The 24,069-nt window shown below is 68.9% G+C and carries 24 protein-coding genes and 2 pseudogenes; 11 read left to right on the top strand and 15 right to left on the bottom strand.

What is annotated here, in order from left to right:
- Positions 1–93: 93 nt before the first annotated feature.
- The 7 genes from MELE44368_RS06230 to MELE44368_RS06200 form a co-directional block, all read right to left on the bottom strand.
- Positions 94–1,014 carry a 3-methyladenine DNA glycosylase gene (locus MELE44368_RS06230; RefSeq protein ID WP_241566501.1) on the bottom strand — a complete coding sequence of 307 codons (921 nt, stop codon included), beginning with the start codon at positions 1,012–1,014 and terminating at the stop codon, positions 94–96.
- A 55-nt stretch (positions 1,015–1,069) separates the two neighbouring features.
- A complete protein-coding gene (locus tag MELE44368_RS06225; protein ID WP_128107705.1) occupies positions 1,070–2,122 on the bottom strand; it encodes a hemolysin family protein in 1,053 nt (350 codons plus the stop codon).
- On the bottom strand, positions 2,122–3,480 hold the full coding sequence (locus tag MELE44368_RS06220; protein ID WP_128107704.1) for a hemolysin family protein: 1,359 nt from the start codon (positions 3,478–3,480) through the stop codon (positions 2,122–2,124). The genes MELE44368_RS06225 and MELE44368_RS06220 overlap by 1 nt, the downstream gene beginning before the upstream one ends.
- A 193-nt stretch (positions 3,481–3,673) precedes the next feature.
- Positions 3,674–5,110, bottom strand: a complete 1,437-nt coding sequence (locus MELE44368_RS06215; protein WP_128107703.1) for a GuaB1 family IMP dehydrogenase-related protein — start codon at positions 5,108–5,110, stop codon at positions 3,674–3,676.
- A gap of 48 nt (positions 5,111–5,158) precedes the next feature.
- Complete coding sequence (gene gndA / locus MELE44368_RS06210; protein ID WP_128107702.1) at positions 5,159–6,622, bottom strand: NADP-dependent phosphogluconate dehydrogenase; 1,464 nt, start codon at positions 6,620–6,622, stop codon at positions 5,159–5,161.
- 72 nt (positions 6,623–6,694) lie between these two features.
- The gene (locus MELE44368_RS06205; protein WP_128107701.1) at positions 6,695–7,639 is read right to left on the bottom strand and encodes a M56 family metallopeptidase; all 945 of its coding nucleotides are present in this window, start codon (positions 7,637–7,639) and stop codon (positions 6,695–6,697) included.
- 14 nt (positions 7,640–7,653) lie between these two features.
- Positions 7,654–8,070 (bottom strand): BlaI/MecI/CopY family transcriptional regulator, encoded by a 417-nt coding sequence (locus MELE44368_RS06200; RefSeq protein WP_128107700.1) that lies wholly within the window; start codon positions 8,068–8,070, stop codon positions 7,654–7,656.
- 220 nt (positions 8,071–8,290) lie between these two features.
- Between MELE44368_RS06200 and MELE44368_RS06195 the strand changes: the two genes are divergently transcribed.
- The 8 genes and pseudogenes from MELE44368_RS06195 (at position 8,291) to MELE44368_RS06160 (ending at position 13,984) form a co-directional block, all read left to right on the top strand.
- Positions 8,291–9,070 carry an iron reductase gene (locus MELE44368_RS06195; RefSeq protein WP_128107699.1) on the top strand — a complete coding sequence of 260 codons (780 nt, stop codon included), beginning with the start codon at positions 8,291–8,293 and terminating at the stop codon, positions 9,068–9,070.
- Positions 9,071–9,257: 187 nt separating this feature from the next.
- Positions 9,258–9,662, top strand: a complete 405-nt coding sequence (locus MELE44368_RS06190) for a PaaI family thioesterase (RefSeq protein ID WP_128107698.1) — start codon at positions 9,258–9,260, stop codon at positions 9,660–9,662.
- Between the two features lie 54 nt (positions 9,663–9,716).
- The gene (locus tag MELE44368_RS06185) at positions 9,717–10,019 is read left to right on the top strand and encodes an urease subunit gamma (protein WP_128107697.1); all 303 of its coding nucleotides are present in this window, start codon (positions 9,717–9,719) and stop codon (positions 10,017–10,019) included.
- Positions 10,020–10,027: 8 nt separating this feature from the next.
- The gene (locus tag MELE44368_RS06180) at positions 10,028–10,342 is read left to right on the top strand and encodes an urease subunit beta (protein ID WP_128107748.1); all 315 of its coding nucleotides are present in this window, start codon (positions 10,028–10,030) and stop codon (positions 10,340–10,342) included.
- Entirely contained in the window at positions 10,339–12,060 is a 1,722-nt protein-coding gene (locus tag MELE44368_RS06175; RefSeq protein ID WP_128107696.1) for an urease subunit alpha, read from the top strand. The genes MELE44368_RS06180 and MELE44368_RS06175 overlap by 4 nt, the downstream gene beginning before the upstream one ends.
- A pseudogene (locus tag MELE44368_RS06170) lies at positions 12,060–12,661 on the top strand (urease accessory protein UreF). Before MELE44368_RS06175 ends, MELE44368_RS06170 begins: the two are co-directional and overlap by 1 nt.
- Before the next feature lie 10 nt (positions 12,662–12,671).
- On the top strand, positions 12,672–13,358 hold the full coding sequence (gene ureG / locus MELE44368_RS06165; RefSeq protein WP_128107695.1) for an urease accessory protein UreG: 687 nt from the start codon (positions 12,672–12,674) through the stop codon (positions 13,356–13,358).
- Positions 13,358–13,984 carry an urease accessory protein UreD gene (locus MELE44368_RS06160; RefSeq protein WP_128107694.1) on the top strand — a complete coding sequence of 209 codons (627 nt, stop codon included), beginning with the start codon at positions 13,358–13,360 and terminating at the stop codon, positions 13,982–13,984. Before ureG ends, MELE44368_RS06160 begins: the two co-directional genes overlap by 1 nt.
- Here MELE44368_RS06160 and urtE read toward each other — a convergent pair.
- The 8 genes from urtE to MELE44368_RS06120 all read right to left on the bottom strand — a co-directional run bounded on the left by urtE (position 13,981) and on the right by MELE44368_RS06120 (position 22,037).
- Positions 13,981–14,673: an urea ABC transporter ATP-binding subunit UrtE gene (gene urtE, locus MELE44368_RS06155; RefSeq protein ID WP_128107693.1), complete on the bottom strand. Its 693-nt coding sequence runs from the start codon at positions 14,671–14,673 to the stop codon at positions 13,981–13,983. The two genes, MELE44368_RS06160 and urtE, sit on opposite strands and share 4 nt — an antisense overlap.
- Positions 14,673–15,479 (bottom strand): urea ABC transporter ATP-binding protein UrtD, encoded by an 807-nt coding sequence (gene urtD / locus MELE44368_RS06150; protein ID WP_128107692.1) that lies wholly within the window; start codon positions 15,477–15,479, stop codon positions 14,673–14,675. The genes urtE and urtD overlap by 1 nt, the downstream gene beginning before the upstream one ends.
- Positions 15,476–16,600, bottom strand: a complete 1,125-nt coding sequence (gene urtC / locus MELE44368_RS06145; RefSeq protein ID WP_128107691.1) for an urea ABC transporter permease subunit UrtC — start codon at positions 16,598–16,600, stop codon at positions 15,476–15,478. The genes urtD and urtC overlap by 4 nt, the downstream gene beginning before the upstream one ends.
- Complete coding sequence (gene urtB, locus MELE44368_RS06140; protein WP_128107690.1) at positions 16,597–17,481, bottom strand: urea ABC transporter permease subunit UrtB; 885 nt, start codon at positions 17,479–17,481, stop codon at positions 16,597–16,599. The genes urtC and urtB overlap by 4 nt, the downstream gene beginning before the upstream one ends.
- A gap of 7 nt (positions 17,482–17,488) precedes the next feature.
- On the bottom strand, positions 17,489–18,739 hold the full coding sequence (urtA, locus tag MELE44368_RS06135) for an urea ABC transporter substrate-binding protein (RefSeq protein ID WP_128107689.1): 1,251 nt from the start codon (positions 18,737–18,739) through the stop codon (positions 17,489–17,491).
- 181 nt (positions 18,740–18,920) lie between these two features.
- Complete coding sequence (locus MELE44368_RS06130; protein WP_128107688.1) at positions 18,921–20,294, bottom strand: type II NADH:quinone oxidoreductase Ndh; 1,374 nt, start codon at positions 20,292–20,294, stop codon at positions 18,921–18,923.
- A gap of 112 nt (positions 20,295–20,406) precedes the next feature.
- Positions 20,407–21,336, bottom strand: coding sequence for an LLM class F420-dependent oxidoreductase (locus MELE44368_RS06125; protein ID WP_128107687.1), 930 nt, complete (start codon positions 21,334–21,336; stop codon positions 20,407–20,409).
- A 29-nt stretch (positions 21,337–21,365) separates the two neighbouring features.
- Positions 21,366–22,037: an SDR family oxidoreductase gene (locus MELE44368_RS06120; protein ID WP_128107686.1), complete on the bottom strand. Its 672-nt coding sequence runs from the start codon at positions 22,035–22,037 to the stop codon at positions 21,366–21,368.
- 168 nt (positions 22,038–22,205) lie between these two features.
- On the opposite strand from MELE44368_RS06120, the gene MELE44368_RS06115 reads away from it, so the two are divergent.
- The 3 genes and pseudogenes from MELE44368_RS06115 to MELE44368_RS27485 all read left to right on the top strand — a co-directional run bounded on the left by MELE44368_RS06115 (position 22,206) and on the right by MELE44368_RS27485 (position 24,056).
- Positions 22,206–22,997, top strand: a complete 792-nt coding sequence (locus tag MELE44368_RS06115; protein ID WP_206613702.1) for an ABC transporter permease — start codon at positions 22,206–22,208, stop codon at positions 22,995–22,997.
- A 66-nt stretch (positions 22,998–23,063) separates the two neighbouring features.
- Positions 23,064–23,405: pseudogene (locus MELE44368_RS27490) on the top strand (ATP-binding cassette domain-containing protein); the annotation flags it as partial.
- Between the two features lie 138 nt (positions 23,406–23,543).
- Entirely contained in the window at positions 23,544–24,056 is a 513-nt protein-coding gene (locus MELE44368_RS27485; RefSeq protein ID WP_409366106.1) for a TOBE domain-containing protein, read from the top strand.
- Positions 24,057–24,069: the final 13 nt, after the last annotated feature.

Here is a 24,069-nt window from a genome sequence, read left to right as displayed (position 1 = left end):
TTAGCTTACCCACCGGTAGCTGGGCTTTATCCGCCGGCAGCGTCACCTAACCGCGGCTCGCCGCATCTTCCGTTTCGCGGCCCGCCGCTTCTCCTATTTTCGCGGCCCGCCCGCTTCCTCAAATTCGCGGCCCGCCGCTTCCTCAAATTCGCGGCCCGCCGCGGCGAGGAGTCGGTCGCACCTGTCGACCAGGGCCGCGCGCAGCGGCGCAGCCCGGTCAGCGACGTTCTGCTGGAGCCGCACGTATTCCGCCCGACCGGCCGGGGTCTCGATCGCGATCGGGGCGAATCCGTATTCGCGGAGATCATAGGGGCTGGCCCGCATGTCCAGTTCACGGGCATCGGCGGCCAGCTCCAAACAGTCCATCACGAGCTCGGAGTTGACCAGCGGGCCCAGCTTGAACGCCCACTTGTAGCAGTCCATCGCCGCATGGACGCAGCCGGGTTGTTCGGCACCGATCTGGTCCGCGCGGGTGAGCCGCTCGGCGTTGCGCCGAGCGGCCGGTTCGGTGAAGAAGCGGAACGCGTCGAAGTGGCTGCAGCGCAACGGCATCGACTCGACCACCGCATCGGTGCCCGTCGTCCCCAACCGCAACGGGACGTGGGCGTGACGCACGGTCGGCGCGCGATACACCATGGCCCATTCGTGCAGCCCGAAGCAGTTCAGCCGCGCCGGCCGCGCGGCGGTCGCGCGCAGCAACCGCGCGATGAAGTCGACCGTGTCGAGGCGGGCCGCCAGGTAGTCGCCGGTCACGGTGACCCCGCCGGCGGCCGGGCCGTATCCGGTGCGGCCCAGATAGCGTCGCGCCGCGTCGCCGGTCAGGATCACGCCGAACCCCGGATGCCAGGTCCGCAACTGGCGCGGGCGCAGGCTGTAGTAGGTGAACAGGAAGTCCCACACGGGGTGGGGTTCGGCGGGCGCGGCCCGGTACACCCGCAGGAACGCGTCGACGCGTTGCCGGTGGCGGCGCGCCCGGGCGGTCCAGTCCGCCGCGCCGAGCGCGAAGCGCGACATCAGACACCGTGTCGCGCGCAGCGCGACATCAGACACCGTCGCGCGCAGCGCGACATCAGACACGGTGCGTCCCGTCACGCACGGTGCCGACCAGGTCCTCGACCAGATCTTCCAGCGCCACCATCGCCGACACCGTGCCGTCCCGGTCGGTGACCAGCGCGAGGTGGGCATTGCGGCGCCGCAGTCGCGACAGCGCGTCGGGCAGCGGCGTTGAGGCGGGCACCCGCGGCAACGGCCGCACCATCGTCGCGTCCAGCACCGCCTCTGGGTCGTTGACCAGGGGCAATACGTCCTTGATGTGCAGGTAGCCGAGGTAGTTGCCGTTCTTGTCGGCGACCGGGAACCGCGAGTAGCCGGTCTCGGTCAGCGCGTCCTCGATGGCGCCGACGGTCGGGCCTGCACCCTCGCGGGCCACCGGCACCGTCCGGATCTCGCCAAGCGGCACGGCGACGTCGTTGACCACCCGGTTGCGGATCTGCAGGGCTCGGGTCAGCCGGCCGTGTTCCTCGGGGTCGAGCAGCCCCTCCGACACCGACTCGGCGATCATCTCCGACAGTTCGACCGTCGAGACGGTGATGTCCAGTTCGTCCTTGGGCTCAACGCGGAACATGCGCAACGTCGCGTTGGCGCACCAGTTGTAGAACGCGATCAGCGGCCTGGCCATCCGGATCCACACCAGATACGTCGGGATCAGCAGCATCGCGGTGGTCTCCGGGCCGGCGATCGCGATGTTCTTCGGCACCATCTCGCCGAGCAGCACGTGCAGGGTGACGACGATGCCCAGCGCGACGAAGAACGACACCGTGTGCAGCACCGCGTCGGAGATCCCGATCAGGTCGAACGGTTTCTCCAGCAGGTGCGCGACGGCGGGCTCGCCGACGCGTCCGAGCAGGATCGAACAGATCGTGATGCCGAGTTGCGAGCCGGCCAGCATCAACGACAGGTGCTCGCCGGCCCTGATCACCGTGACCGCGCTCTTCTTGCCGTTCTCGGCGAGCGCCTCGAGTCGGTCGCGGCGCGCGGAGATCAGCGCGAACTCCGAGGCGACGAAGAACGCGTTCGCGCCGAGCAGCACGATCGTCAGCAGCACGCCGAACAAGTCGCCCATCAGGTCTCCCCGTTCTCGCTGCGACGGCCCAGTTCGGTCAGCTCGAGCAGGTCGATGCGGCGGCCGTCCATCCGCAGGACGGTGGCCAGCCAGTAGACCGGATCCTCCACCACGCCGTCCGGGTCGAACGCGGTGAGCTCCACCGATTCGCCCTCGTCGGGGATGTGCCCGAGCTTTTCGAGCACCAAGCCGCCGATCGTCTCGTAGTCGCCTTCGGGCGCCCGGAAGTTGGTGGCGCCGGCGACCTCGTCGATGCGCAGCAACCCCGACACCCGCCAGCCCCGCCCGGCGGGCACCACGTTGGGCGCTTCGACGTCGTGCTCGTCTCGGACGTCGCCGACGATCTCCTCGATCAGGTCCTCGACGGTGACCATTCCTGCGGTGCCGCCGTACTCGTCGACCACCAGCGCGGTCTGCAGCCCGTTGGCGCGGATCTGGGTCATCAGCGAGTCCCCGTCGAGCGTGGACGGCACCTTCGCCACCGGCACCGCCAACGTCGCGAGGCGCGTGGTGGCGCGTTTGTCCATCGGCACCTTGAACACCTGCTTGACGTGAACGATGCCGATGGTCTCGTCGAGGTCGCCGCGAACGATCGGGAACCGCGAGAAGCCGGTCTTGATGGCGACGTCGACCAGATCGGCGACGGTGTCGTCGGCGTCGAGCGCTTCGATCTTCGACCGTGGGGTCATCAGCTCCTCGGCGGTGCGGTCACCGAACTGCAGCGAGCGGTCGACCAGCAGGGCGGTCACCGGGTCCAGTGCGCCGCTGCGCGCCGAGTTGCGCACCAGCGACACCAGTTCCTGCGCCGAACGCGCCGATCGCAGCTCCTCGGCGGGCTCGATGCCCAGCCGGCGCAGGATCAGGTTGGCGGTGCCGTTGGTGATCCGGATGAGCGGGGTGAACAGTGCCGAGAACAGCAGCTGCGGGCCCGCCGACCACCGCGCCGTTGGCACCGGTCGGGCCACGGCGAGGTTCTTGGGCACCAGCTCGCCGAACACCATCGACAGCGAGGTGGCGATGACGACGGCGACGAACAGCGCGATGCCGGGGGACAGGCGCGCCGGCACACCCAGCGCGTCCAGCCCGGGCTGGATCATCCGGCCGACGACAGGTTCGGCCAGGTAGCCGGTGGCCAGGGTGGTGATCGAGATGCCGACCTGGGCGCCGGAGAGCTGAAACGACAGCGTGCGGTGCGCGCGCCGGACCATCTGGTCGCGGCGGTCGCCGCCACGCGCGTTGGCCTCGACGGTGCTGCGCTCCAGCGCCGTCAGTGAGAACTCGGCGGCGACGAACACCGCCGTGCCCGCGGTCAGCAGGATGATCGCCGCTATCGACACCAGCGACATCGCGAGGCTCATCGCCGCCTCGCCTCGGGATCGCCGGGCCTGATGCCCGGCTGGCTAGAAGAGGGCTCGGCGTCGGAAGGCTCGTGACCGGGCCGCTCGGCCGACAAGCTCACGGCCTCGACGGGTGCCTGCGGCACGGGTTCCCTTTCGAGTAGTCGAGTGCTGAGGAAATCATCGTAGCGGGGTGAATCCGGTGCGCGCTGGCTCACCAACCGGTGGGCAGCGGATGGCCCTCGGCGAAGCCGGCCCCGGACTGCACGCCCAGCACCGCCTTCTCGTGAAGTTCGGACAGGTTGGCCGCGCCGACGTAGGTGCAGGTGCTGCGCACACCCGAGGTGATGTGGTCGAGAAGGTCCTCGACGCCGCCGCGGGAGGGGTCCAGCCCCATCCGCGAAGTCGAGATGCCCTCTTCGAACAACGCCTTGCGGGCCTGGTCGAACGGGCTGTCGGCGGCGGCGCGGGCCGCAACGGCCCGCTTGGACGCCATTCCGTAGCTCTCCTTGTACGGCTGGTCGTCGCGGTCGCGCATCAGATCACCCGGCGACTCGTACGTGCCCGCGAACCAGGACCCGATCATCACGTTGGACGCCCCGGCGGCCAGCGCCAGCGCGACGTCGCGAGGGTGCCGGATACCGCCGTCGGCCCACACGTGCGCGCCGAGTTGCCTTGCCGCCGCAGCGCATTCGTAAACCGCCGAGAACTGGGGCCGCCCGACCCCGGTCATCATCCGGGTGGTGCACATCGCCCCGGGACCGACGCCGACCTTGACGATCGAGGCGCCCGCGTCGATCAGGTCGCGGGTGCCCTCCGCGGAGACCACGTTGCCCGCGGCCAGCGGCAACCCCAGATCCAGCGACGCCACGGCCGCGATCGCGTCCAGCATCTTGTCCTGGTGTCCGTGGGCGGTGTCGATCACCAGCAGGTCGACGCCGGTCTCGGCCAGGCTGCGGGCCCTGGCGGCGACGTCGCCGTTGATGCCGACCGCCGCGGCGATCCGCAGCCGGCCGTCGGCGTCCACGGCCGGGGTGTAGATGCCCGCCCTGATCGCGCCGGTGCGGGTCAGCACGCCGGCCAGGTGGCCGTCGGCGTCGGTCATCACCGCCACCTCGACGGGTGCGTGTTCGAGCAGGTCGAAGACCTTGCGCGGATCGGTGCCCACCGGGGCAGTGACGAAATCGGAGATCGCGACGTCGCGTACCCGGGTGAACCGGTCCACCCCGACGCAGTTGCCCTCGGTGACCAGGCCGGTCGGGCGGCCCTCGTGCACGACGACGGCGGCGCCGTGCGCGCGTTTGTGGATCAGCGCCGTCGCATCCGACACGGAGTCGTCGGGGGACAGGACGACAGGAGTGTCCACCACCAGGTCGCGGCTCTTGACGAAGTCGACGGTCTGCTTCACCACGTCGATCGGCAGGTCCTGGGGCAGCACCACCAGGCCCCCGCGGCGGGACACCGTCTCGGCCATCCGCCGACCGGCCACCGCGGTCATGTTGGCGACCACCACCGGGATGGTCGTTCCCGAGCCGTCGGAGGTGGCCAGGTCGACGTCCATCCGTGACTGGATCTTCGAGCGGCCCGGGACGATGAAGACATCCTCATAGGTCAGGTCGTAGCCGGGCCGGTGGCCGTCAAGAAAACGCATCGCTGCCGAGTCTAGTTGGGCCCTCGGCCGGCGCCTGCAGAAGCGAACTCAGGCCTCGACCTCGGTGCGGTCGCCGCTCCACAGGGTGTGGAACTTCTTGTCGCGGTCGGCGTCGATCCGCGCGTAGGTGTGCGCGCCGAAGTAGTCGCGCAGCCCCTGGATCAGCGCCGCGGGCAGCCGCTCGGTGCGCAGCGCATCGTAGTAGGACAACGCCGAGGAGAACCCGGGGATCGGGATGCCCAATCGGGTGGCGGTGACGACGACGCGGCGCCAGCTGTCGATCGCCGACTCGACCGCGCTGCGGAAGTACGGCGCGGCGAGCAACGTGGCCAGGTCGGGATCGGTGTCGTAGGCGTCCTTTATCCGGTTGAGGAACTTGGCGCGGATGATGCACCCGCCGCGCCAGATGGTGGCCAGATCGCCGGGGTTGACGTTCCAGTTGTGTTCGGCGCTGCCGGCCTGAATTTGGTTGAAGCCCTGCGCGTACGCCACGATCTTCGACGCGTACAGCGCCTGGCGCACGTCCTCGGTGAACTGGGCTGCGTCGCTGGGCTTTTCACCCAGATCCCCCGAGGCCAGTCCGGTCGTGGCCCGCCGCTGGGCGACGGACCCGGAAAGGGCGCGGGCGAACACGGCCTCGGCGATGCCGGTCACGGGCACACCCAGGTCCAGCGCGGACTTCACCGTCCAGCGCCCGGTGCCCTTCTGCTCGGCCTCGTCGACGATGACGTCGACCAGCGGCTTACCGGTTTTGGCGTCGACCTGGCGCAGCACCTTCGCGGTGATCTCGACCAGGAAGCTGTCCAGGTCGCCGGAGTTCCACTCGTCGAACACGTCGGCGATCTCGCCCGCGGACTTGCCCAGCCCGTCGCGCAGCAACTGGTAGGCCTCGCCGATGAGCTGCATGTCGGAGTACTCGATGCCGTTGTGCACCATCTTCACGAAATGCCCTGCCCCGTCGGGCCCGATGTGCGTGCAGCACGGCACGCCGTCGACGTGCGCGGAGATCTCCTCGAGCAGCGGGCCGAGGCTCTCGTAGGACTCCTTGGGGCCGCCCGGCATGATCGACGGCCCGTTGAGCGCGCCTTCCTCACCGCCGGAGATGCCCGCGCCGACGAAGTGCAGCCCGCGCTCCCGCATCGCCTTCTCCCGACGGATGGTGTCGGTGTAGAGCGCGTTGCCGCCGTCGATGATGATGTCGCCCTCTTCCATCGCGTCGGCGAGTTCGTTGATCACGGCGTCGGTCGCCTCCCCGGCCTTGACCATGATCAACACCCGGCGCGGCTTCTCCAGCGCGTCAAGAAATTCGGCGATGGTCTCGCTGCGGACGAACTTGCCCTCGGAGCCGTGCTCGGCCAGCAGCGCATCGGTCTTGGCGACGGAACGGTTGTGCAGCGCGACCGTGTATCCGTGCCGGGCGAAGTTGCGTGCGATGTTGGAGCCCATCACGGCGAGGCCGGTGACCCCGATCTGAGCGGTACCGGTGGTGGAGGCAGTGTCGTCAGAGCTCATTCGGGCAGCCTTTCGTTGTTTTGTTGTGGGGCAACGCTTCCTCACGGGGTCCGATAGGGGCCTGATGGATCCCTATGCGGTGAAGAGCCGGTGGAGTTCGGTCAGCCAGGGCAGCGCCACGGCGTAGGTCGGCACCACCAACACCGCCGCCGCGGCCAGGTACGCCGCCATGCCCAGCGCCAGGCTGTTGCCGCGCCCGGCCAGGCGGCGTACGCGCAGCAGCGTCGTCGGCCCACCCGCGGCCAGCGCACCCGACGGGGTATGCCCGCCCGCGCAGGCGACCAGGGCACGGGCCAGGGGAGTGGGACCGGCGGCGCGCACCGCGGCGTCGTCGGCCAACATCTCGATCAGCAGCCGGACGGCGCCCAGCGCGCTGGCGCTGCGAACCAACCGCGGGAACGCGGCGTGCACGGCCGTGAACATCTCCAGCACCAGGTCGTGGCGGGCCCGCAGATGGGCGCGTTCGTGGGACATGATCGCGGCGAACTCGTTGTCCGCCAACGCCGTCAGGGTGCCCTCGCTGACCACGACCCGGCTGCGCACGCCGGGCAGACAGTAGGCCAGCGGCTGATCCACGTCCAGGATGCGCAGCCCGTAGCCCGCTGCCGGCAGGTGGTGGCACGTGCGGGATTTGCCGACCAGGTCCACGACCATGCGGTGATGTGCGCGACGACGCCGGGTGGCGATGGCCACCTGCAACACGGCGAGGGCCAGCCGCGCGCCGATCACCAGGGTCAGCGCGAAGACCAACACGTAGGCGGTCCACAACGGCCAACCCAGCGCATCGATTTCGCTGAAGATGTACGCCGTCGGCCTGCCGTCGGTGCCGGGCTCGAAGAGCCGGCTGGCGATGGCGATGCCCGCGGAGAACGCGGATAGTACGGCCGCGAGCGCGATCGCCTGCCACAGCACGATGGCGGCCCTTGGGGCACGCGCCGGCCATGTCGCCCTGGCCAGCAGGCCCGGCACTGGTCCGGACAGGACCAGCGCCATGACGGTGAAGGCCAGCGCGGACACGCTGTCAGTCTCTCTCAGTCGGTGCCTGAATTGCCAGCGACCGGAGGAATGCCGTCCTTGCTTTCCAGGTCGGCCAGCGCACGACGCAACGCGGCCGCCTCGTCGGCGCCGACCCGCTCGACGAAATGCACGAGCGCTGCTTCGCGGCTTCCCGAGTCCGCTGCCTGGTCGAGCGCGTCGACCATCAGGCCGGCGACCAGTTCGTCGCGGCCGTGAGTGGGTGCGTAGCGGTGGGCGCGATCGTCGCGGTGCTGCACCACCAGGTTCTTCTTCGCGAGCCGCTGCAGCACGGTCATGATCGTGGTGTAGGCCAGGTCGCGCCGCGCCGACAAGGCCTCGTGGACCTGCCGCACGGTCTGGGGCTCGGGGGCGGACCACAGATGGTCCATCACCTCGCGTTCAAGGTCCCCTAGACGCGTCAATTTGGCCATGCGAAATGTTCTCTCCTAGAGACTGCGGTCCAGCTTACTACTGCTTTACTACGGTGCGTCGTATCCCTTTCCGCGGATCGCCATGCCCGTTCCCGGTCGACCATTTTCGACGCGCTCACCACTGCTTCTCGGCGTCTTGTGAGTCCAGTCACACGGTCTGGCCCTCGCCATGCAGAGCACTATAGTAAGCCTAACCTAAGTAACGCTTTGGGAGGTGCGCATGACAGTCGCGGTCGACGATCCGCTGATCGCCAGCATGACGATCAAGCAACCGATGCCCCTGCACGAATCGAGCCGGCGCCTGCGCGAGCTCTATCCCGATTGTCCGCGAGTCTATGGCGTCGCGGTGATGGGCGACCTGTCGCGCCGGCGGTGGTGGCCGCTGACCGAGGCGGTGACCACCGACCGCCTGCAGACGATGTTCGATGTCGGCGCCGAGGAAACCGACAGCCCGGCCGCGGTGGCTCAGCAGTTGGCGGCCACGTTCGCCCACGTCGTCGTGGGACGGGTGATCCCGCTCGTCGTGCTCGAGGCGCGCGCGTGGGATACCGGCCTGGAGAACCTGTGGGTGCATGTCGACTCCGAAGGCGCCATCGACTGGGTCGGCGTCGTCGACCCGACGTTGCGGGCCCTGCCGGACGATCCGTTCTTCGCCGCGCGCAGGGCCGTGCGGGTGACCAACCCCGCGCGCGACGGGATCGTGGCCTTGCCGAGCGAGGCGGCGCTGACGACGTGGATCGCCCACCGCAGCCACCGCGCCCTCGAGCCGCTGTTCACCAAGCTGGCCGACGTGAGCGGCGGGGCGATGTCGGTCGCCTCGATGTGGCACGCCGTCGGCACGGCCGTGGTCAGCGCGGCCACCCGGATGCCGCTGCTGGCCGGATGCAGCGAGCTCACCAGCATGCAGCGCAGCCAGGCGGTGCTCGACGCGTTCGCCGACTTCGGGCTGCCGGTCCGGGGAACATCTCGCATGGCCGCGCGAAAGGTCTTGCTTAATTAGGTAAGCCTTGCCTATTGTTGGCTGGACCGAACAACCACCGGACCGCGCCGGAGTCCTGAGGGCTGCAGTGACTCCCGGTCCACACCAAGGACGGGCCCCGCACCACTGGTGTGGGGCCCGTCCGATTTCTTCGTACCGTTCGCCCCCTGAAGGCAGCGCCGCGGCGAGGACGTGTAGACACGATCGCGTGACCATCGACGTACCGGCCGAACTCGGCAAGGGATTCGACAGCGAACTCGGCCTGAGATTTCTCGAGCTCAGCCCCGACGGCGGGACCGCGCAGTTGACCATCGACGACAGGCTGCTGCAACCGTGGGGCATCGTGCACGGCGGGGTGTACTGCTCGATCATCGAGAGCCTGGCCAGCGTGTCCGGGCAACTCTGGCTCAGCGAGCACGGCGGCGGTCACGTGGTGGGGGTCAACAACAACACCGATTTCCTGCGCGCGATCTCCTCGGGCACGGTCACGGCGCTGTCCCGCCCGATCCACCGCGGCCGGCGTCAACAGCTGTGGCAGATCACGATCACCGACGACAACGACCGGGTGGTGGCGCTCGGCCAGGTGCGGCTGCAGAACATGCCCGCGGAGTAACAAGCGCATTGCTTGCGCTGCTGTCCCGTGCGCGGCATGGCAATATCGCCGACTATGCGTTTGACACCGCATGAGCAGGACCTGCTGTTGCTGTCCTATGCCGCCGAGTTGGCGCGGCGTCGACAGGCCCGCGGGCTCAAACTCAACCACCCCGAAGCGGTCGCCGTGATCACCGACCACATCCTCGAGGGGGCCCGCGACGGACGCACGGTCGCGGAGTTGATGGTCAGCGGCCGTGAGGTCCTGCGCCGTGACGACGTCATGGAAGGGGTGCCTGAGATGCTCGACGACGTCCAAGTGGAGGCGACGTTCCCGGACGGCACCAAGCTGGTCACCGTCCACCACCCGATCTCGTGAGCGCACCGATGGTGCCCGGTGCAGTCGTGTTCGGGGACGGCGACATCGAGATCAACGCCGGCGCACCGCGCGTGGAGATGGAGGTGGTCAACACCGGCGACCGCCCCGTCCAGGTGGGCAGCCACGTACACCTGCCGCAGGCCAACGCGGCGCTGCAGTTCGACCGCGGCGGCGCGCACGGCCACCGGCTCGACATTCCCGCGGGCACCGCGGTGCGTTTCGAACCCGGTGTGACCCAACGCGTTGCGTTGGTGCCGATGAACGGGGCGCGGGAAGTGCACGGGCTGACGCTGTCGCCTCCCGGCCGGCTGGACGCGTCATGACCCGGCTGTCGCGGGCGCGGTACGCCGCGCTGTTCGGTCCCACCACCGGCGACCGCATCCGGCTCGCCGACACCGACCTGTTCGTCGAGATCACCGAGGACCGCAGCGGCGGCCCGGGGCTCGCGGGCGACGAGGCGGTGTTCGGCGGCGGCAAGGTGCTGCGCGAGTCGATGGGACAGGCGCGTGCGACCAGGGCCGACGGCGCCCCCGACACCGTCATCACCGGCGCGGTCATCATCGATCACTGGGGAATCATCAAGGCCGACATCGGCATTCGTGACGGCCGGATCGTCGGCATCGGCAAGGCCGGCAACCCCGACATCATGGCGGGGGTGCACCCCGACCTGGTGGTCGGGCCGTCGACGGAGATCATCGCGGGCAACGGCCGCATCGTCACCGCCGGAGGCATCGACTGCCATGTGCATCTGATCTGCCCTCAGCTGATGGAGGAGGCGCTCGGCGCGGGCATCACCACCGTCATCGCGGGCGGCACGGGACCTGCCGAAGGCAGCAAGGCCACCACCGTCACCCCCGGCGCATGGCATCTGGGGCGGATGCTGGAGTCGCTTGACGCCTGGCCGGTGAACGTCGCGCTGCTCGGCAAGGGCAATACGGTCAGCGCCGAGGCGATGTGGGAGCAATTGCGCGGCGGCGCTTCGGGTTTCAAGCTGCATGAGGACTGGGGGTCCACACCCGCGGCCATCGACGCGTGCCTGAGCGTGGCCGACGCGGCCGGGGTGCAGGTGGCACTGCATTCCGACACGCTCAACGAGGCGGGTTTCGTCGAGGACACGATCGGCGCGATCAACGGCCGGTCGATCCACGCCTATCACACCGAGGGCGCGGGCGGCGGGCACGCGCCCGACATCATCACGGTGGCCGCGCACCCGAACGTGCTGCCGAGTTCGACCAACCCCACCCGGCCGCACACCGTCAACACCCTCGACGAGCACCTCGACATGCTGATGGTGTGCCATCACCTCAACCCCGCCGTCCCAGAGGATCTCGCGTTCGCCGAGAGCCGCATCCGGCCATCGACGATGGCCGCCGAGGACCTGTTGCACGATATCGGCGCGATCTCGATGATCGGCAGCGACTCCCAGGCCATGGGCCGCATCGGGGAGGTGGTCATCCGTACCCTGCAGACCGCACATGTGATGAAGCGCCGCCGCGGCGCGCTGCCCGGCGACGACGCCGCCGACAACAACCGGGTGCGCCGCTACGTGGCCAAGTACACGATCTGTCCCGCCGTCGCGCACGGCCTCGACGACGAGGTGGGCTCCGTCGAGGTGGGCAAGCTGGCCGACCTGGTGTTGTGGGAGCCGGCGTACTTCGGGGTGCGTCCGCACGCGGTGCTGAAGGGCGGCATGATCGCTTGGGCGGCGATGGGAGACGCAAACGCCTCGATTCCCACCCCGCAGCCGGTCCTGCCACGGCCGATGTTCGGCGCCGCGCCGGTGGCCGCGGCCGCCACCTCGCTGCACTTCGTGGCGCCGCAGGCCGTCGAGGACGGGTTGGCGGATCGCCTCGCCGTCAACCGCCGCATGGTCCCCGTCAAGGACGTGCGCGCGGTCGGCAAGGCCGACCTGCCGCTCAACGACGCGCTGCCGGCCATCGAGGTCGACCCGGACACGTTCACGGTGCGCATCGACGGCGACGTGTGGCAGCAGGATCCGCCCCGGGAACTGCCGATGGCGCAACGGTATTTCCTGTTCTGATGACGAACCTCACGACGCTGCTCACGTTGTCGGATTCGCGGTTGCCCACCGGGGGGCACGTGCACTCCGGGGGCGTCGAGCAGGCGGTCGCCGAGGGCTTGGTTCGTGACCTTGCGACGCTGCGGGCGTTTCTGCGCAGGCGGGTGCGCACCCACGGTCTGGTGGCCGCCTCGATCGCCGCGGCAGTCTGCGGAGGCGGCCTGGGCATCGAAGCGGCCGATCGCGAAACCGACGCGCGCACACCGGCCCCCGCGGCACGACGGGCCTCACGCGCGCAGGGCCGCGGGCTCGTGCGCCTGGCGCGGCGGGTGTGGCCGGACGCGGACTGGGGCCCGCTGGGCGGGGCGCGGCGAGCGGCATGCCGCCCGAACACACCGCGCTGTCGGTGATCTACACGACGATGACCGGGTCGGCGACGGCCGCGCAACGTTTGTTGGCGCTCGACCCCGGCGACGTCGCGGCCGTGACGTTCGACCTGGCGCCGCTGTGCGACCAACTCGCTATCGAGGCCGCCAGAGGATTGTGCGAGCTTTCCGATCCGCTGCTCGACGTGCTGGCCGAACGGCACGGCCAACGCGAACGTCCCCTGTTCGCCTCCTGAAAGGCACGCTATGCCACCGCATTTCCTCGAGGGTCAGCCGCACGGGCATATCGACCGGCCGAAGCGCCCGCGCCTGCCGGGGGAGCCGTTGCGCATCGGCGTGGGCGGGCCCGTCGGCTCGGGAAAGACCGCACTGGTGGCTGCGCTGTGCAGGCAGCTGCGCGACGAGCTGTCGCTGGCGGTGCTGACCAACGACATCTACACCACCGAGGACGCGGATTTTCTGCGCCGCCATGCGGTGCTGCCCGACGCGCGCATCGCAGCGGTCCAGACCGGCGGCTGCCCGCACACCGCCATCCGCGACGACATCACCGCCAACCTGGACGCCATCGACGACCTCATCGCGGCCAACTCGGGGCCCGCCGACCGGCTGGACCTCATCCTGGTGGAGTCCGGCGGCGACAACCTCACCGCCACCTTCTCGTCGGGGCTGGTCGACGTTCAGATCTTCGTCATCGATGTCGCGGGCGGTGACAAGGTGCCCCGCAAGGGCGGTCCCGGCGTGACCTATTCGGATCTGTTGGTGATCAACAAGATCGACCTGGCGCCGCTGGTCGGCGCCGACCTCGAGGTGATGGCCCGCGACGCCGCCGCCGTCCGCGGTGGCCGCCCCACCGCGCTGATCTCGCTGACCCGCGATCCGGCGGCGGCCCCGGTTCTGGACTGGGTGCGCCAGCAGCTGCAGGTGCCGGTCTAGTGCGCTCGGACGTTCTCATCGTCGCCAGCCCGGACCGCCGACCGCGCATCGAGTGCAGCGGCGGCCTCGCTGCGCGCCACACCGAGGCCGACACCGTTCATCTGGTGTCGGCCGCCGCCACCCCGCTGGGCGGTGACGCGCTGCACATCCGCGTCGTCGTCGAGCCCGGCGCGCGGCTGCGGGTGCGCACCGCGGCGGCGACGGTGACGCTGCCGGGTGCGTCGACGGTCGAGTCGCACGCGGTGTGGAACCTCGAGGTGGCCGGTGACCTCGACGTCGATCCGGAGCCCACGGTCGTCGCCGCCACGTCCCGCCACCTCAGCGCCACCCGGCTGGCCTTGACCGCCTCAGGTCGGGTCCGGCTGCGGGAACGGGTCCAGATCGGCAGATCCGGTGAACGCCAGGGGTTCTGGTCGGGATCGCTGCGCGCCGACGTCGACGGCTCGCCGCTGGTGCGTCACCGTGTCGAACTCGGCAGCGGCTCGCTCGGCGACGACGAACTCGGCGCCCCGATGGCGTGTGTCAGCGAACTGCACTATCCGCAGGGCACCGCGCGGACCGCGGGGATGCCGTTGACGCTGGCCGGCGGCGGGTGCCTGTCGACGTGGCAGGGGGAGCGGCTCTAGATCGCCATCGCGGCGCGGACATCGGTCTCCGACGCCGAGCCGCCGGTGCCGCTGGAGGTGAGGCGTCCGGCTTCCAGGATGTAGTACTGCTGCGAGGACTCCAGCGCGAACCCGATGTGCTGCTCGACGAGCAGGACCCCGAGGTCGCCGCGGTTGGTCAACTCGACGATGGCGGTTTCGATCTCGGCGACCACGGAGGGCTGGATGCCTTCGGTCGGTTCGTCGAGGATCAGGCACTTGGGGGTGGTGATCAGCGCGCGTGCGATCGCCAGCTGTTGGCGTTGCCCACCGGACAGCAGCCCGGCCTTGCGGGTCAGCAGCTCCTTGAGCGCGGGGAACAGGTCGAGCTGCTCGTCGATGAGTTGCCTTCCGTTCCTGCGCCCGTCGGCGACAACCTGGAGGTTCTCCATGGTGGTCAGCTGGCCGAAGGACTGCTGGCCCTGCGGGACGTAGGCCAGGCCACGCGCCACCCGGGCGCTGGGTCGCAGCTTGGTGATGTCCTCGCCGTCGAAAAGCACTTTGCCCGCCTTGCATTTGAGCAGTCCAACGGCGGCGCGCAGCAGCGTGGTCTTGCCAGCCCCGTTGTGCCCCATCACCGCGGCCACCCCCTCGCGGGGCACCTCGATGCTGACGCCGTGGACGACTTCGGAGCGGCCGTAGCCGCTGCGGACATCGATCAGTTGCAGCATCAGCGGTTCTCCTCGACGAGCTCGGCACCGGCAGCGGCGGTGCCGAGGTAGACCTCCTGCACCTTCGGGTTGGCCTGCACTTCGCCGACGGTTCCATCGGCGATCACGCGCCCGCGGGCCAGCACCGTCACCGAGGTGGCGAAGGCCCGCATGAAGTCCATGTCGTGTTCGACCACGACGACGGTGCGTTCGGCTCCGATGCGGCGCAACAGATTTCCGGTCTCTTCGCGTTCCTCGTGGCTCATGCCCGCGACGGGCTCGTCGAGCAACAGCACGTCGGCGTTCTGTACCAGCAGCATGCCGATCTCCAGCCACTGTTTCTGGCCGTGGGCCAGCGCACCGGCGGGCCTGTCGGCGAGGTCGGCCAGCCCGATCGTGTCGAGCGCGGCTTCGATGGCGGGCAGCACCCCGCGGCGGCGCCGCAGCAGTGTCCACACCGACCGGCCCGCGCCCGCGGCGATGTCCAGGTTCTGCAGCACGGTCAGCTGCTCGAACACGCTGGCGGTCTGAAATGTGCGTCCCACCCCGAGCCGGGCGATCTGGTGCACCTTCTTCCCGAGCAGTTCGACGCCGGATTTGTTGACCGATCCGGTGGCGCTGACCAGCCCGGTGACCGCGTCGATGACGGTGGTCTTGCCCGCCCCGTTCGGGCCGATCAGGAACCGCAGATCCCCCTGGAACAGGGTGAGGTCGACGTCGCTGACCGCCTTGAACCCGTCGAAATCGACGGTGAGTCCGCGGATCTCGAGATACTCGGCGGCCATCCCGGCGTTGCCGCCCGCGACCGGTGCGCTCTGGGCCGTCATGTGGCTGCCCCCACCTTCTGACTGTCGGGTTCGGTGTCGGGTTCGGACACCGGCTGCGGTTCGGCGGGTGGTTTGGGCCTGCGCAGGCGTCGGCGGGCGAACACCGCGCCGAGGCCGGCGATGCCGGCGGGCATGAACCCGACGACCACGATGAACAGCAACCCCTGGGCGTAGGTCCACTCCGACGGAAAGCGTTCGGAGAACACGGTTTGTGCCCAGGCGACGCCGATGGCGCCCAGCACCGGGCCCAACAGCGTGGTGCGGCCGCCGATCGCCACACCGATCAGGAACGCGATCGACGGCAGGATGCCGACCTGTGAGGGCGCGATGAAGCCGACGATCGGGGCGAACAGCGCGCCCGCGATGCTGGCGAACAGCGCCGCGACGGAATACGCGACCACCTTGATGTTGGCCGGGTCGTAGCCGAGGAAACGTACCCGCTCCTCGCCGTCGCGCACGGCCACCAGCAGCTCGCCGTACCGGCTGGCCATGAGCTGGCGCACCACGGCGACTACGACCAGCAGCACCGCGGCGGCGATGAAGTACAGCATCCGCCGGTTCACCGGGTCGTTCAGCGCGAAACCGAAGAAGGTGCGAAACCTGTTGAGCCCGTTGCTGCCTCCCAGGCTGGTCTGCCCGACGAGCAGGATCGCCAGCGCCGCCGCCAGCGCCTGCGACAGGATCGCGAAGTAGGCGCCCTTGACCCGGCGCTTGAACACGCCGAGACCGAGGGCGGCGGCGATGCCGGTCGGCAGCAGCACGATCGCGGCGAGCGTGAACGCGGGGGAGACGAACGGTGCCCAGTAGCCGGGTAGTTCGCGCACCCCGGCGATCTGCATGAAGTCCGGCACGGCGTCGCCGCGCAGGTGCGCATCGGCGATCTTGAGGTGCATGCCCATCATGTAGCCGCCGAGGCCGAAGAACACGCCTTGGCCCAGTACCAGCATGCCGCCGCGGCCCCACGCCAGGCCGATGCCGACGGCCACGATCGCGAAGCACAAGAACTTGGCCAGCAGGCTCAGCCGGAAGTCGGACAAGACCGCGGGCGCGACCGCGAACAGCAGGACGGCCGCGACGCCGAAACCGGCCCAGGTCTGCCAGCGGCCCAGAAGGGTTCTCACGCAAGGCTCCTTGTCCGGACGGCGAACAGGCCCTGCGGACGGACCTGCAGGAAGATGACGATGATCACGAACAGGATCACCTTGGCCAGTGACGCGGTGGTGTTGTACTCGATGAACGAGTTCGCAAAGCCCAGCGCGAACGCCGCGATCACCGTGCCCTTGAGCTGGCCGAGGCCGCCGACCACCACCACCAGGAACGCGTCGATCAGGTAGCTCTGCCCGATGGTGGGGCTCGTCGAACCGATCAGGGTCAACGCCACGCCGGCGACCGCGGCCAGCCCGGAGCCGATGAAGAACGTTGTGACATCGGTTCTGCGCGAGGAGATTCCGCTGGTCTCGGCGAGGTCGCGGTTCGCCACCACCGCCCGTATCCGCCGCCCCATCGGGCTGAACTTCAATGCGGCGGCCAGCGCGGCGACACAGACGACGGCCAGTACCAGGATGAAGATCCGGGTCTTCGGCACGACGGCGCCGAGGATCTCCACACCGCCGGACAGCCACGACGGCGCCACCACGTTGACCGCGGGCGCCCCGAAGATGTCACGGGCCACCTGCTGCAGCACCATGCCCACACCGAACGTCACCAACAGCGTGTCCAGCGGCCGGTGATACATCCGCCGGATCAGCGCGGTCTCGAGCAGCGCGCCGAGCGCGCCGCCGATCAGAAACCCGACCACCAACGAAATCAGCAGTGAGGCACCGGCATTGGAGACGATCTGCTGCACCACATAGGCGGTGTAGCAGCCGGCCATGATGAACTCGCCGTGCGCCATGTTGATGACGCCCATCTGGCCGAATGTCAGCGACAGTCCCAGCGCGGCCAGCAACAGGATCGAGCCGAGGCTCAATCCCGTTGCCAGCTGCCCGATCAGGACATCCATGCCCGAATCAGCTGGAGAGGCCGGCGGCCCACGGATAATCCTTGAGGTAGGGGTCCGGCTCGATCGGTCCCGGCGACTCCCAGACCGTGTAGATCAGGCCGTCGGGCCGAATCTCACCGATGCGGGCGGTCTTGGTGATGTGGTTGTTGTCGCCGTCGATCTGCACCAGACCCTCAGGGGCGTCGAACTGAACACCCCCGGCGGCCTTCTGCACGTCGGGCACCGCGAACGATTGTGCCTTCTCGACGGTGTTCTTCCACAGGTACACCGAGACGTAGGCCGCCTCCATCGGATCCGAGGTTGGCTTGTCGGCGCCGTATTTGTCCTTGTACGCCTTGACGAACGCGTTGTTCACCGGGCTGTCGATGGTCTGGTAGTAGTCCCACGCAGTCAGCTGGCCGGTGATGTTCTGCACGCCGATGCCGCCGATCTCCTCCTCGGCGATCGACACCGACACGACGGGCATGTCCTGCGGGGTCAGGCCGACGTTGCGGTACTCGCGGAAGAAGGCCACGTTGGAGTCGCCGTTGAGGGTGTTGAACACCGCGTCGGCGTCGGCGGTGCGGATCTTGTTGACGATGGTGGAGAAGTCGGTGGAGCCCAGCGGCGTGTAGTCCTCGCCCTTGATCTCGATGCCGTTGGCGTCGGCGTAGGCCTTGATGATGCGGTTGGCGGTCTGCGGGAAGACGTAGTCGCTGCCCACCAGGTAGAGCGACGTGACGCCCTTCTCCTTGAGGTAGTCCAGCGCGGGCACGATCTGCTGGTTGGTGGTCGCGCCGGTGTAGAAGATGTTGTCGGAGGCTTCCAATCCCTCGTACTGCACCGGGTAGTACAGCAGCGCATTCGCCGATTCGAACACCGGAAGCATGGCCTTGCGTGACGACGAGGTCCAGCCGCCGAAGACCGCGGCCACGCAGTCGCTGCTGATCAGCTTCTCCGCTTTCTCGGCGAACACGGTCGGCTCGGATGCCCCGTCCTCTGCCACCAGCTCGAGCTGCTTACCCAGCACGCCGCCGGCTGCGTTGATCTCCTCGACGGCCAGGTCGATGGCGTTCCGGACGGTCACCTCGGAGATGGCCATGGTCCCCGAAAGCGAGTTCAGCGCTCCCACTTTGACAGTCGGGCCCGACGTGTCCACACATGACTCGGCGTTGGCCGAGCCGGATTCGGTTGCCTTGCTTCCGCAGCCGGCCAACACCAGTCCCGTTGCGGCGGCGATGCTTCCGACCACCAGCAGTGAGCGTCGTTGAAGTCGCATGAACAGCCTTTCCCTATATGTCCGCAGACCACGTGCGGTTGTCGCTTCGGGACGTTAGAGCGGCTGTGTTTCTGCCAAATGTCTGTATGTGACGAACAAATTAACCTGTCGGCGGCGAGGCCCGGGTCAGCGCAGCTCGAACCACGCGACTACCGTGCCGGCACAACGCTGTTGAGCGTGCCTAGACGGCGGCTTTCTGCGTGTCCTGCAACGACGCGGCGATCTCCTCGAGCGTTTCGATCCGGGTGCGGGCGTAGGCCTGCTGCTCGGTGATGGTGAGGTTGCCGCGCTGGGTCGAAAGGAACGTCACGGTCCACGACAGCAGCGTGGTGAGCTTGCGGCGGAATCCGACGAGGTAGACCAGGTGCAGCACCAGCCAGGCCAGCCAGGCGATGAACCCGCCGAACTCCAGCGGCCCGATCTTGGCGACCGCGGAGAACCGGGACACGGTGGCCATCGAGCCCTTGTCGAAGTACTGGAACGGCTCGCGCTGCGCCGGGTCGGCGCCCTTGGTCTCGGCCTTGATGATGTCGGCGGCGTATCTGCCGCCTTGGATGGCGCCCTGCGCCTGGCCGGGCACCCCCTCGACGTAGGCCATGTCGCCGACGACGAACACGTTCGGATGCCCGGGAATGGACAGGTCCTGTTGCACCACAACACGGCCGGCCTTGTCGATCTCCACGCCGCACTGGTCGGCCAGATCGCGGCCCAACGGGCTGGCCGAAACGCCGGCCGACCACACCTTGGTCGCCGACTCGATGCGGCGGATGGTGCCGTCGGCGTCCTTGACCGTGATGCCGTTGCGGTCGACGTCGGTGACCATGGCGTTGAGCTGGATGTCGACGCCCATCTTCTCCAGCCGGGCCTTGGCCTTGTTGCCGAGCTTCTCACCCATCGGCGGCAGCACCGCGGGTGCCGCGTCGAGCAGGATCACCCGCGCGGTGGTCGTATCGATCTGGCGGAACGTACCTTTGAGAGTGTGGTCGGCCAATTCGGAGATCTGGCCCGCCATTTCGACGCCGGTCGGGCCCGCACCCACGACGGTGAACGTGAGCAGCTTCTCGCGGCGAGCCGGGTCGCTGGAGCGCTCGGCCTGTTCGAAGGCGCTCAGGATGCGCGCCCGCAGCTCGAGCGCGTCGTCGATCGACTTCATGCCCGGCGCCCACTCAGCGAAGTGGTCGTTGCCGAAATAGGACTGTCCGGCACCCGCGGCCACGATCAGCGAGTCGTACGGCGTGACGTAGGTGTGGCCGAGCAGCTCCGAAGTGACGGTCTGGTTGGTCAGGTCGATGTGGCTGACGTCACCGAGCAGCACCTGGCAGTTCTTCTGCTTGCGCAGGATCATCCGGGTCGGCGGGGCGATCTCACCCGAGGCGATGATGCCGGTCGCGACCTGATACAGCAGCGGCTGGAACAGGTGGTGGGTGGTCTTGGCGATCAGTTTGATGTCGACGTCGGCCCGCTTGAGCCTTTTGGCAGCGGTCAATCCACCGAACCCTGATCCGATGATCACGACTGTGTGCCGATCAGATGCAGTGGCTCCGGGATGGCTCATGGTTGGGCTCCTCGACGGTGCTTCACGTGCAGTTCTACCCACCACGGTAGATGTCTGAACCTCGGATCGACGAATCCGCTCGCTGTGGCGTATCCCACGTCAGAGGCTCGGGCTAGCCGCCCAGAACCGGCTTGAGGAGCTCGCCGATCGCGGTGACACCGCCGGGCTGATATCCGTTGAGGCTCGTCACCGGGCTGAGGATCACGCCGTCGACGCCGACGTCGAACACCTTGGTCTTGAGCTGCTCGACGATTTGCTCGGGGCTGCCGTACACGGCCTGCTGCTTGAAATCGTCGGGAATCAAGTCGCCCGTGATGTTTTCGCCGATGATCGCGACGACGAGCATGCTGGTCTGCAGCGTCGCCGGGTCCCGGCCGATCTCTTCGCAGCGCGCTTTGACCACATCCAGCTTGCGGGGTAATTCGTCGAAGCCGGCGATGAGGTTGAGGTGGTCGAAGTGCCGCGCCGCGAGCGGAATCGTCTTCTTCTCGCCGCTGCCGCCGATCATCAGCGGGATGTGGTCGCGGAAGCGTGGCTCGGCCATCGCCTCCTCGGTGCGGTAGTACTTGCCCGAGAACGTCGGACGCTCGCCGTGCAACATCGGCAGGATGATCTGCAGCGCCTCGTCGAGCTTGTCGAACCGCTCGGTGAAGGTGCCGAACTCGTAGCCGAGGCTGTTGTGCTCGAGCTCATACCAGCCGGTGCCGATGCCGAGCACAGCGCGGCCCTGGCTGATCACGTCGAGCGTGGTGATGGCCTTGGCCAGCAGCGTCGGGTTGCGATAGGTGTTGCCGGTGACCAGGGTGCCCAGCGCGACGCGCTCGGTGGCGGTCGCCAACCCGCCCAGCGCGGTGTACGCCTCGAGCATCGGCGCATCGGGCGTGCCGAGCCCGGGCAGTTGGTAGAGGTGGTCCATCACAAAGACCGAGTCGAAGCCGGCGGCCTCGGCCTCCTGCGCCTGGGCGATCACCGTGGGGAAGATCTGTGCGACGCCGGTGCCGTAGGAGAAGTTGGGTATCTGGAGTCCAAGTCGAATGCTCACGCAGTACTTCTACCTCGCGAGCACCCGATTCATTCCCAGCCGGTTCGCGCGCCCTGGCTGACGTGCAGGGTCTGCCCGGTGATGTGGCGCGCCGCCGGCGTGGTCAGAAACAGCGCGAGCCGGGTGATCTCCTGGGCGACCGTCGGCGTCGCCGCCGAGACACCGTCGTAGCCCGGTTCGGCGCTACGCCCGGCAGCCACGGCGTTCACCGTGATGCCACGGGTGCCGAAATGGGTTGTCTGCCCGGATGTCCAGTCCGTCACGGCCGCTTTGATGCCCGCCTCCGCGCTGCCGTCGCCCGGATGTTCGGGTATGACCGTGACGATCGACCCGCCGGAGCGCAGATGGTCGCCGAGAAGCTGCACGGTCAGCACCGCCGAGAGCACGGTGGAGTCCAAGGCATGACGCCACGCCGCCGCGTGATCGGCCAGCGAGTAGGCGCGCGGATCGCCGGCGTCCCACCGCGGGGCGGGCACGTTGACGATCGTGTCCAGATGGTGGGGGAACTGCGTGCGGGCCTCTTCGAGGCCGGCCGGGTCGGTGTTGTCGACGACGATCGCGTCGACGTCGAGTTCTTTGGCGGCGATCTCCAGATCGCCGCGCCGAGCCCCGGCGATCACGACTCGGTGTCCGGCGTCGCGGAAACCTTCCGCGATCGTGCGACCCAGATCGGTGTCACCCCCGGTGACCAGGACCTCCATCGCAAGGACCTCCTTTGTGATCGGCGCTGAAATCCACGCGCGTCCGGCCAATGTTACTGGACAGTAGCTAGGGGACGAAACAGGCGCGCGGGCGCCTGCTCACGGCGTGCCGCTGAGCACCGCCGACGTGTCTTAAGGTTTGGCTGTGGACCGGGAAGCGGGGCCGATTTGAGCACGTCCGCCCTGCCCCGCTGGCTGTATCTGCCCGCCGCGCTCGGCGCGCTGTTCGTGGCGGTGCCACTGGTCGCGGTGGCGGTCAAGGTCGACTGGCCGAATTTCATCGCGCTGATCAGCAGCGAGCCGTCGGTCACGGCGCTGTTGCTCAGCCTCAGAACCGCCGCCGCCAGCACCGCGCTGTGCCTGCTGTTCGGTGTTCCGATGGCGTTCGTGCTGGCCCGCAGCGACAGCAGGCTGGTGCGTCTCATCCGTCCGCTGGTGCTGCTGCCGCTGGTGCTGCCGCCCGTCGTGGCGGGCATCGCGCTGCTGTACGCGTTCGGGCGACTCGGCCTGCTCGGTAGGTACCTCGAGATGGCGGGTGTCGAGATCGCGTTCACGACGACGGCCGTCGTGCTCGCCCAGACGTTCGTGTCGCTGCCGTTCCTGGTGCTCGCGCTGGAGGGCGCGGCCCGAACGTTCGGCGCCGATTACGAGATGGTGGCCGCGACGCTCGGCGCAGGGCCGACCACCGTGTGGTGGCGGGTGTCGCTTCCGCTGCTGGCGCCGGGCCTGGTGTCGGGGGCCGTGCTGGCGTTCGCGCGGGCGCTCGGCGAGTTCGGCGCCACCCTGACGTTCGCCGGCTCACGGCAGGGCGTGACCCGCACACTGCCGCTGGAGATCTATCTGCAGCGCGAAAGCGACGCCGAGGCCGCGGTCGCGTTGTCGCTGTTGTTGGTCGCGGTCGCCGCGGTCGTGGTGGTCGGGCTCGGCGCCAGACGGCTGCGAGGCGCCAGTGCCTGGTAGTCGACCGTGACCGCGATCAGCGTGCGCGCCGTTGTCGAAAACCGCGGCGTGGACGTCGAATTCGAGGTTGCCGCGGGCGAGGTGCTGGCGCTGCTGGGCCCGAACGGCGCGGGCAAGTCGACGTCGCTGCATGTGATCGCGGGGCTGCTGCGTCCCGACTGGGGCTGCGTGCGGGTGGGGGAGCGGGTGCTGACCGACACACGGTCGGGGATCCACGTCGCCACCCATGACCGCCGTGTCGGGCTGTTGCTGCAGGATCCGTTGCTGTTTCCGCATCTGAGCGTCGCGGCCAACGTGGCATTTCCGCCTCGCAGTCGTCGGCCCGCCCACTGGCTGGCGGAGGTGGACGCCGCAGACCTGGCCACCCGGATGCCGCGTCAACTCTCGGGCGGGCAGGCGCAGCGCGTGGCGCTGGCGCGCGCGCTGGCCGCCGAACCCGACGTGCTGCTGCTCGACGAGCCGCTGGCCGGGCTGGATGTGGCCGCGGCGACCGCGGTCCGCAAGGTGCTGCGAAAGGTGCTGGCCGACGACGGCCGCTCGGCGGTGATGGTCACCCACGACATCCTCGACGTGCTGACGCTGGCCGATCGGGTGATCGTGCTGGAGGCCGGCCGGGTCGCGGAAACCGGTTCGGCGGCAGCGACATTGGCGACACCTCGCAGCAGGTTCGGGGCGCGGTTCGCCGGTGTCAACCTGGTCAGCGGGGTGGTGGGCGCCGACGGCGCGTTGACGACGCGAACGGGGATGAGCTGGCACGGCAGCCAGGCCGCCGACCTGGTCGCGGGTGACTCCGCGGTGGCGCTGTTCTACCCGGCCGCCGTCGCGGTTTACCGCGACCGACCGCACGGCAGCCCGCGTAACACCGTCGAGGTGACGGTGGCCGAACTCGACAGTCGCGGACCCGCGATCCGGGTGCGCGCCGAGGACCAACCCGACGGTGCTCCGGGGCTGGCGGCCGACATCACCGCGGAGTCGGCCGCGGAGCTGCGGTTGGCGCCGGGCGACCGGATCTACTTCGCGGTCAAGGCGCAGGAGGTGTCGATCCATCCGAGCCCGTAACACCGCCGCCGAT

The organism is Mycolicibacterium elephantis DSM 44368, from assembly GCF_004014805.1.
GTDB classification, from domain to species: Bacteria; Actinomycetota; Actinomycetes; order Mycobacteriales; family Mycobacteriaceae; genus Mycobacterium; species Mycobacterium elephantis.
The sequence above is the reverse complement of the archived record's forward strand: the minus strand, read 5'-3'. Positions and strand labels throughout refer to the sequence as shown.

Excerpts from the sequence above, each read along its gene's own strand:
- MELE44368_RS06130 (WP_128107688.1), bottom strand. The coding sequence starts at position 20,294 with ATGAGCCATCCCGGAGCCACTGCATCTGATCGGCACACAGTCGTGATC.
- MELE44368_RS06185 (WP_128107697.1), top strand. The coding sequence starts at position 9,717 with ATGCGTTTGACACCGCATGAGCAGGACCTGCTGTTGCTGTCCTATGCC.
- MELE44368_RS06215 (WP_128107703.1), bottom strand. The coding sequence starts at position 5,110 with ATGCGTTTTCTTGACGGCCACCGGCCCGGCTACGACCTGACCTATGAG.
- MELE44368_RS06230 (WP_241566501.1), bottom strand. The coding sequence starts at position 1,014 with ATGTCGCGCTTCGCGCTCGGCGCGGCGGACTGGACCGCCCGGGCGCGC.
- MELE44368_RS06180 (WP_128107748.1), top strand. The coding sequence starts at position 10,028 with ATGGTGCCCGGTGCAGTCGTGTTCGGGGACGGCGACATCGAGATCAAC.
- ureG (WP_128107695.1), top strand. The coding sequence starts at position 12,672 with ATGCCACCGCATTTCCTCGAGGGTCAGCCGCACGGGCATATCGACCGG.
- MELE44368_RS06220 (WP_128107704.1), bottom strand. The coding sequence starts at position 3,480 with ATGAGCCTCGCGATGTCGCTGGTGTCGATAGCGGCGATCATCCTGCTG.
- urtA (WP_128107689.1), bottom strand. The coding sequence starts at position 18,739 with ATGCGACTTCAACGACGCTCACTGCTGGTGGTCGGAAGCATCGCCGCC.
- MELE44368_RS06120 (WP_128107686.1), bottom strand. The coding sequence starts at position 22,037 with ATGGAGGTCCTGGTCACCGGGGGTGACACCGATCTGGGTCGCACGATC.
- urtE (WP_128107693.1), bottom strand. The coding sequence starts at position 14,673 with ATGCTGCAACTGATCGATGTCCGCAGCGGCTACGGCCGCTCCGAAGTC.
- gndA (WP_128107702.1), bottom strand. The coding sequence starts at position 6,622 with ATGAGCTCTGACGACACTGCCTCCACCACCGGTACCGCTCAGATCGGG.
- MELE44368_RS27485 (WP_409366106.1), top strand. The coding sequence starts at position 23,544 with ATGGTCACCCACGACATCCTCGACGTGCTGACGCTGGCCGATCGGGTG.
- MELE44368_RS06175 (WP_128107696.1), top strand. The coding sequence starts at position 10,339 with ATGACCCGGCTGTCGCGGGCGCGGTACGCCGCGCTGTTCGGTCCCACC.
- MELE44368_RS06225 (WP_128107705.1), bottom strand. The coding sequence starts at position 2,122 with ATGGGCGACTTGTTCGGCGTGCTGCTGACGATCGTGCTGCTCGGCGCG.
- urtD (WP_128107692.1), bottom strand. The coding sequence starts at position 15,479 with ATGACGGCCCAGAGCGCACCGGTCGCGGGCGGCAACGCCGGGATGGCC.
- urtB (WP_128107690.1), bottom strand. The coding sequence starts at position 17,481 with ATGGATGTCCTGATCGGGCAGCTGGCAACGGGATTGAGCCTCGGCTCG.
- MELE44368_RS06200 (WP_128107700.1), bottom strand. The coding sequence starts at position 8,070 with ATGGCCAAATTGACGCGTCTAGGGGACCTTGAACGCGAGGTGATGGAC.
- MELE44368_RS06195 (WP_128107699.1), top strand. The coding sequence starts at position 8,291 with ATGACAGTCGCGGTCGACGATCCGCTGATCGCCAGCATGACGATCAAG.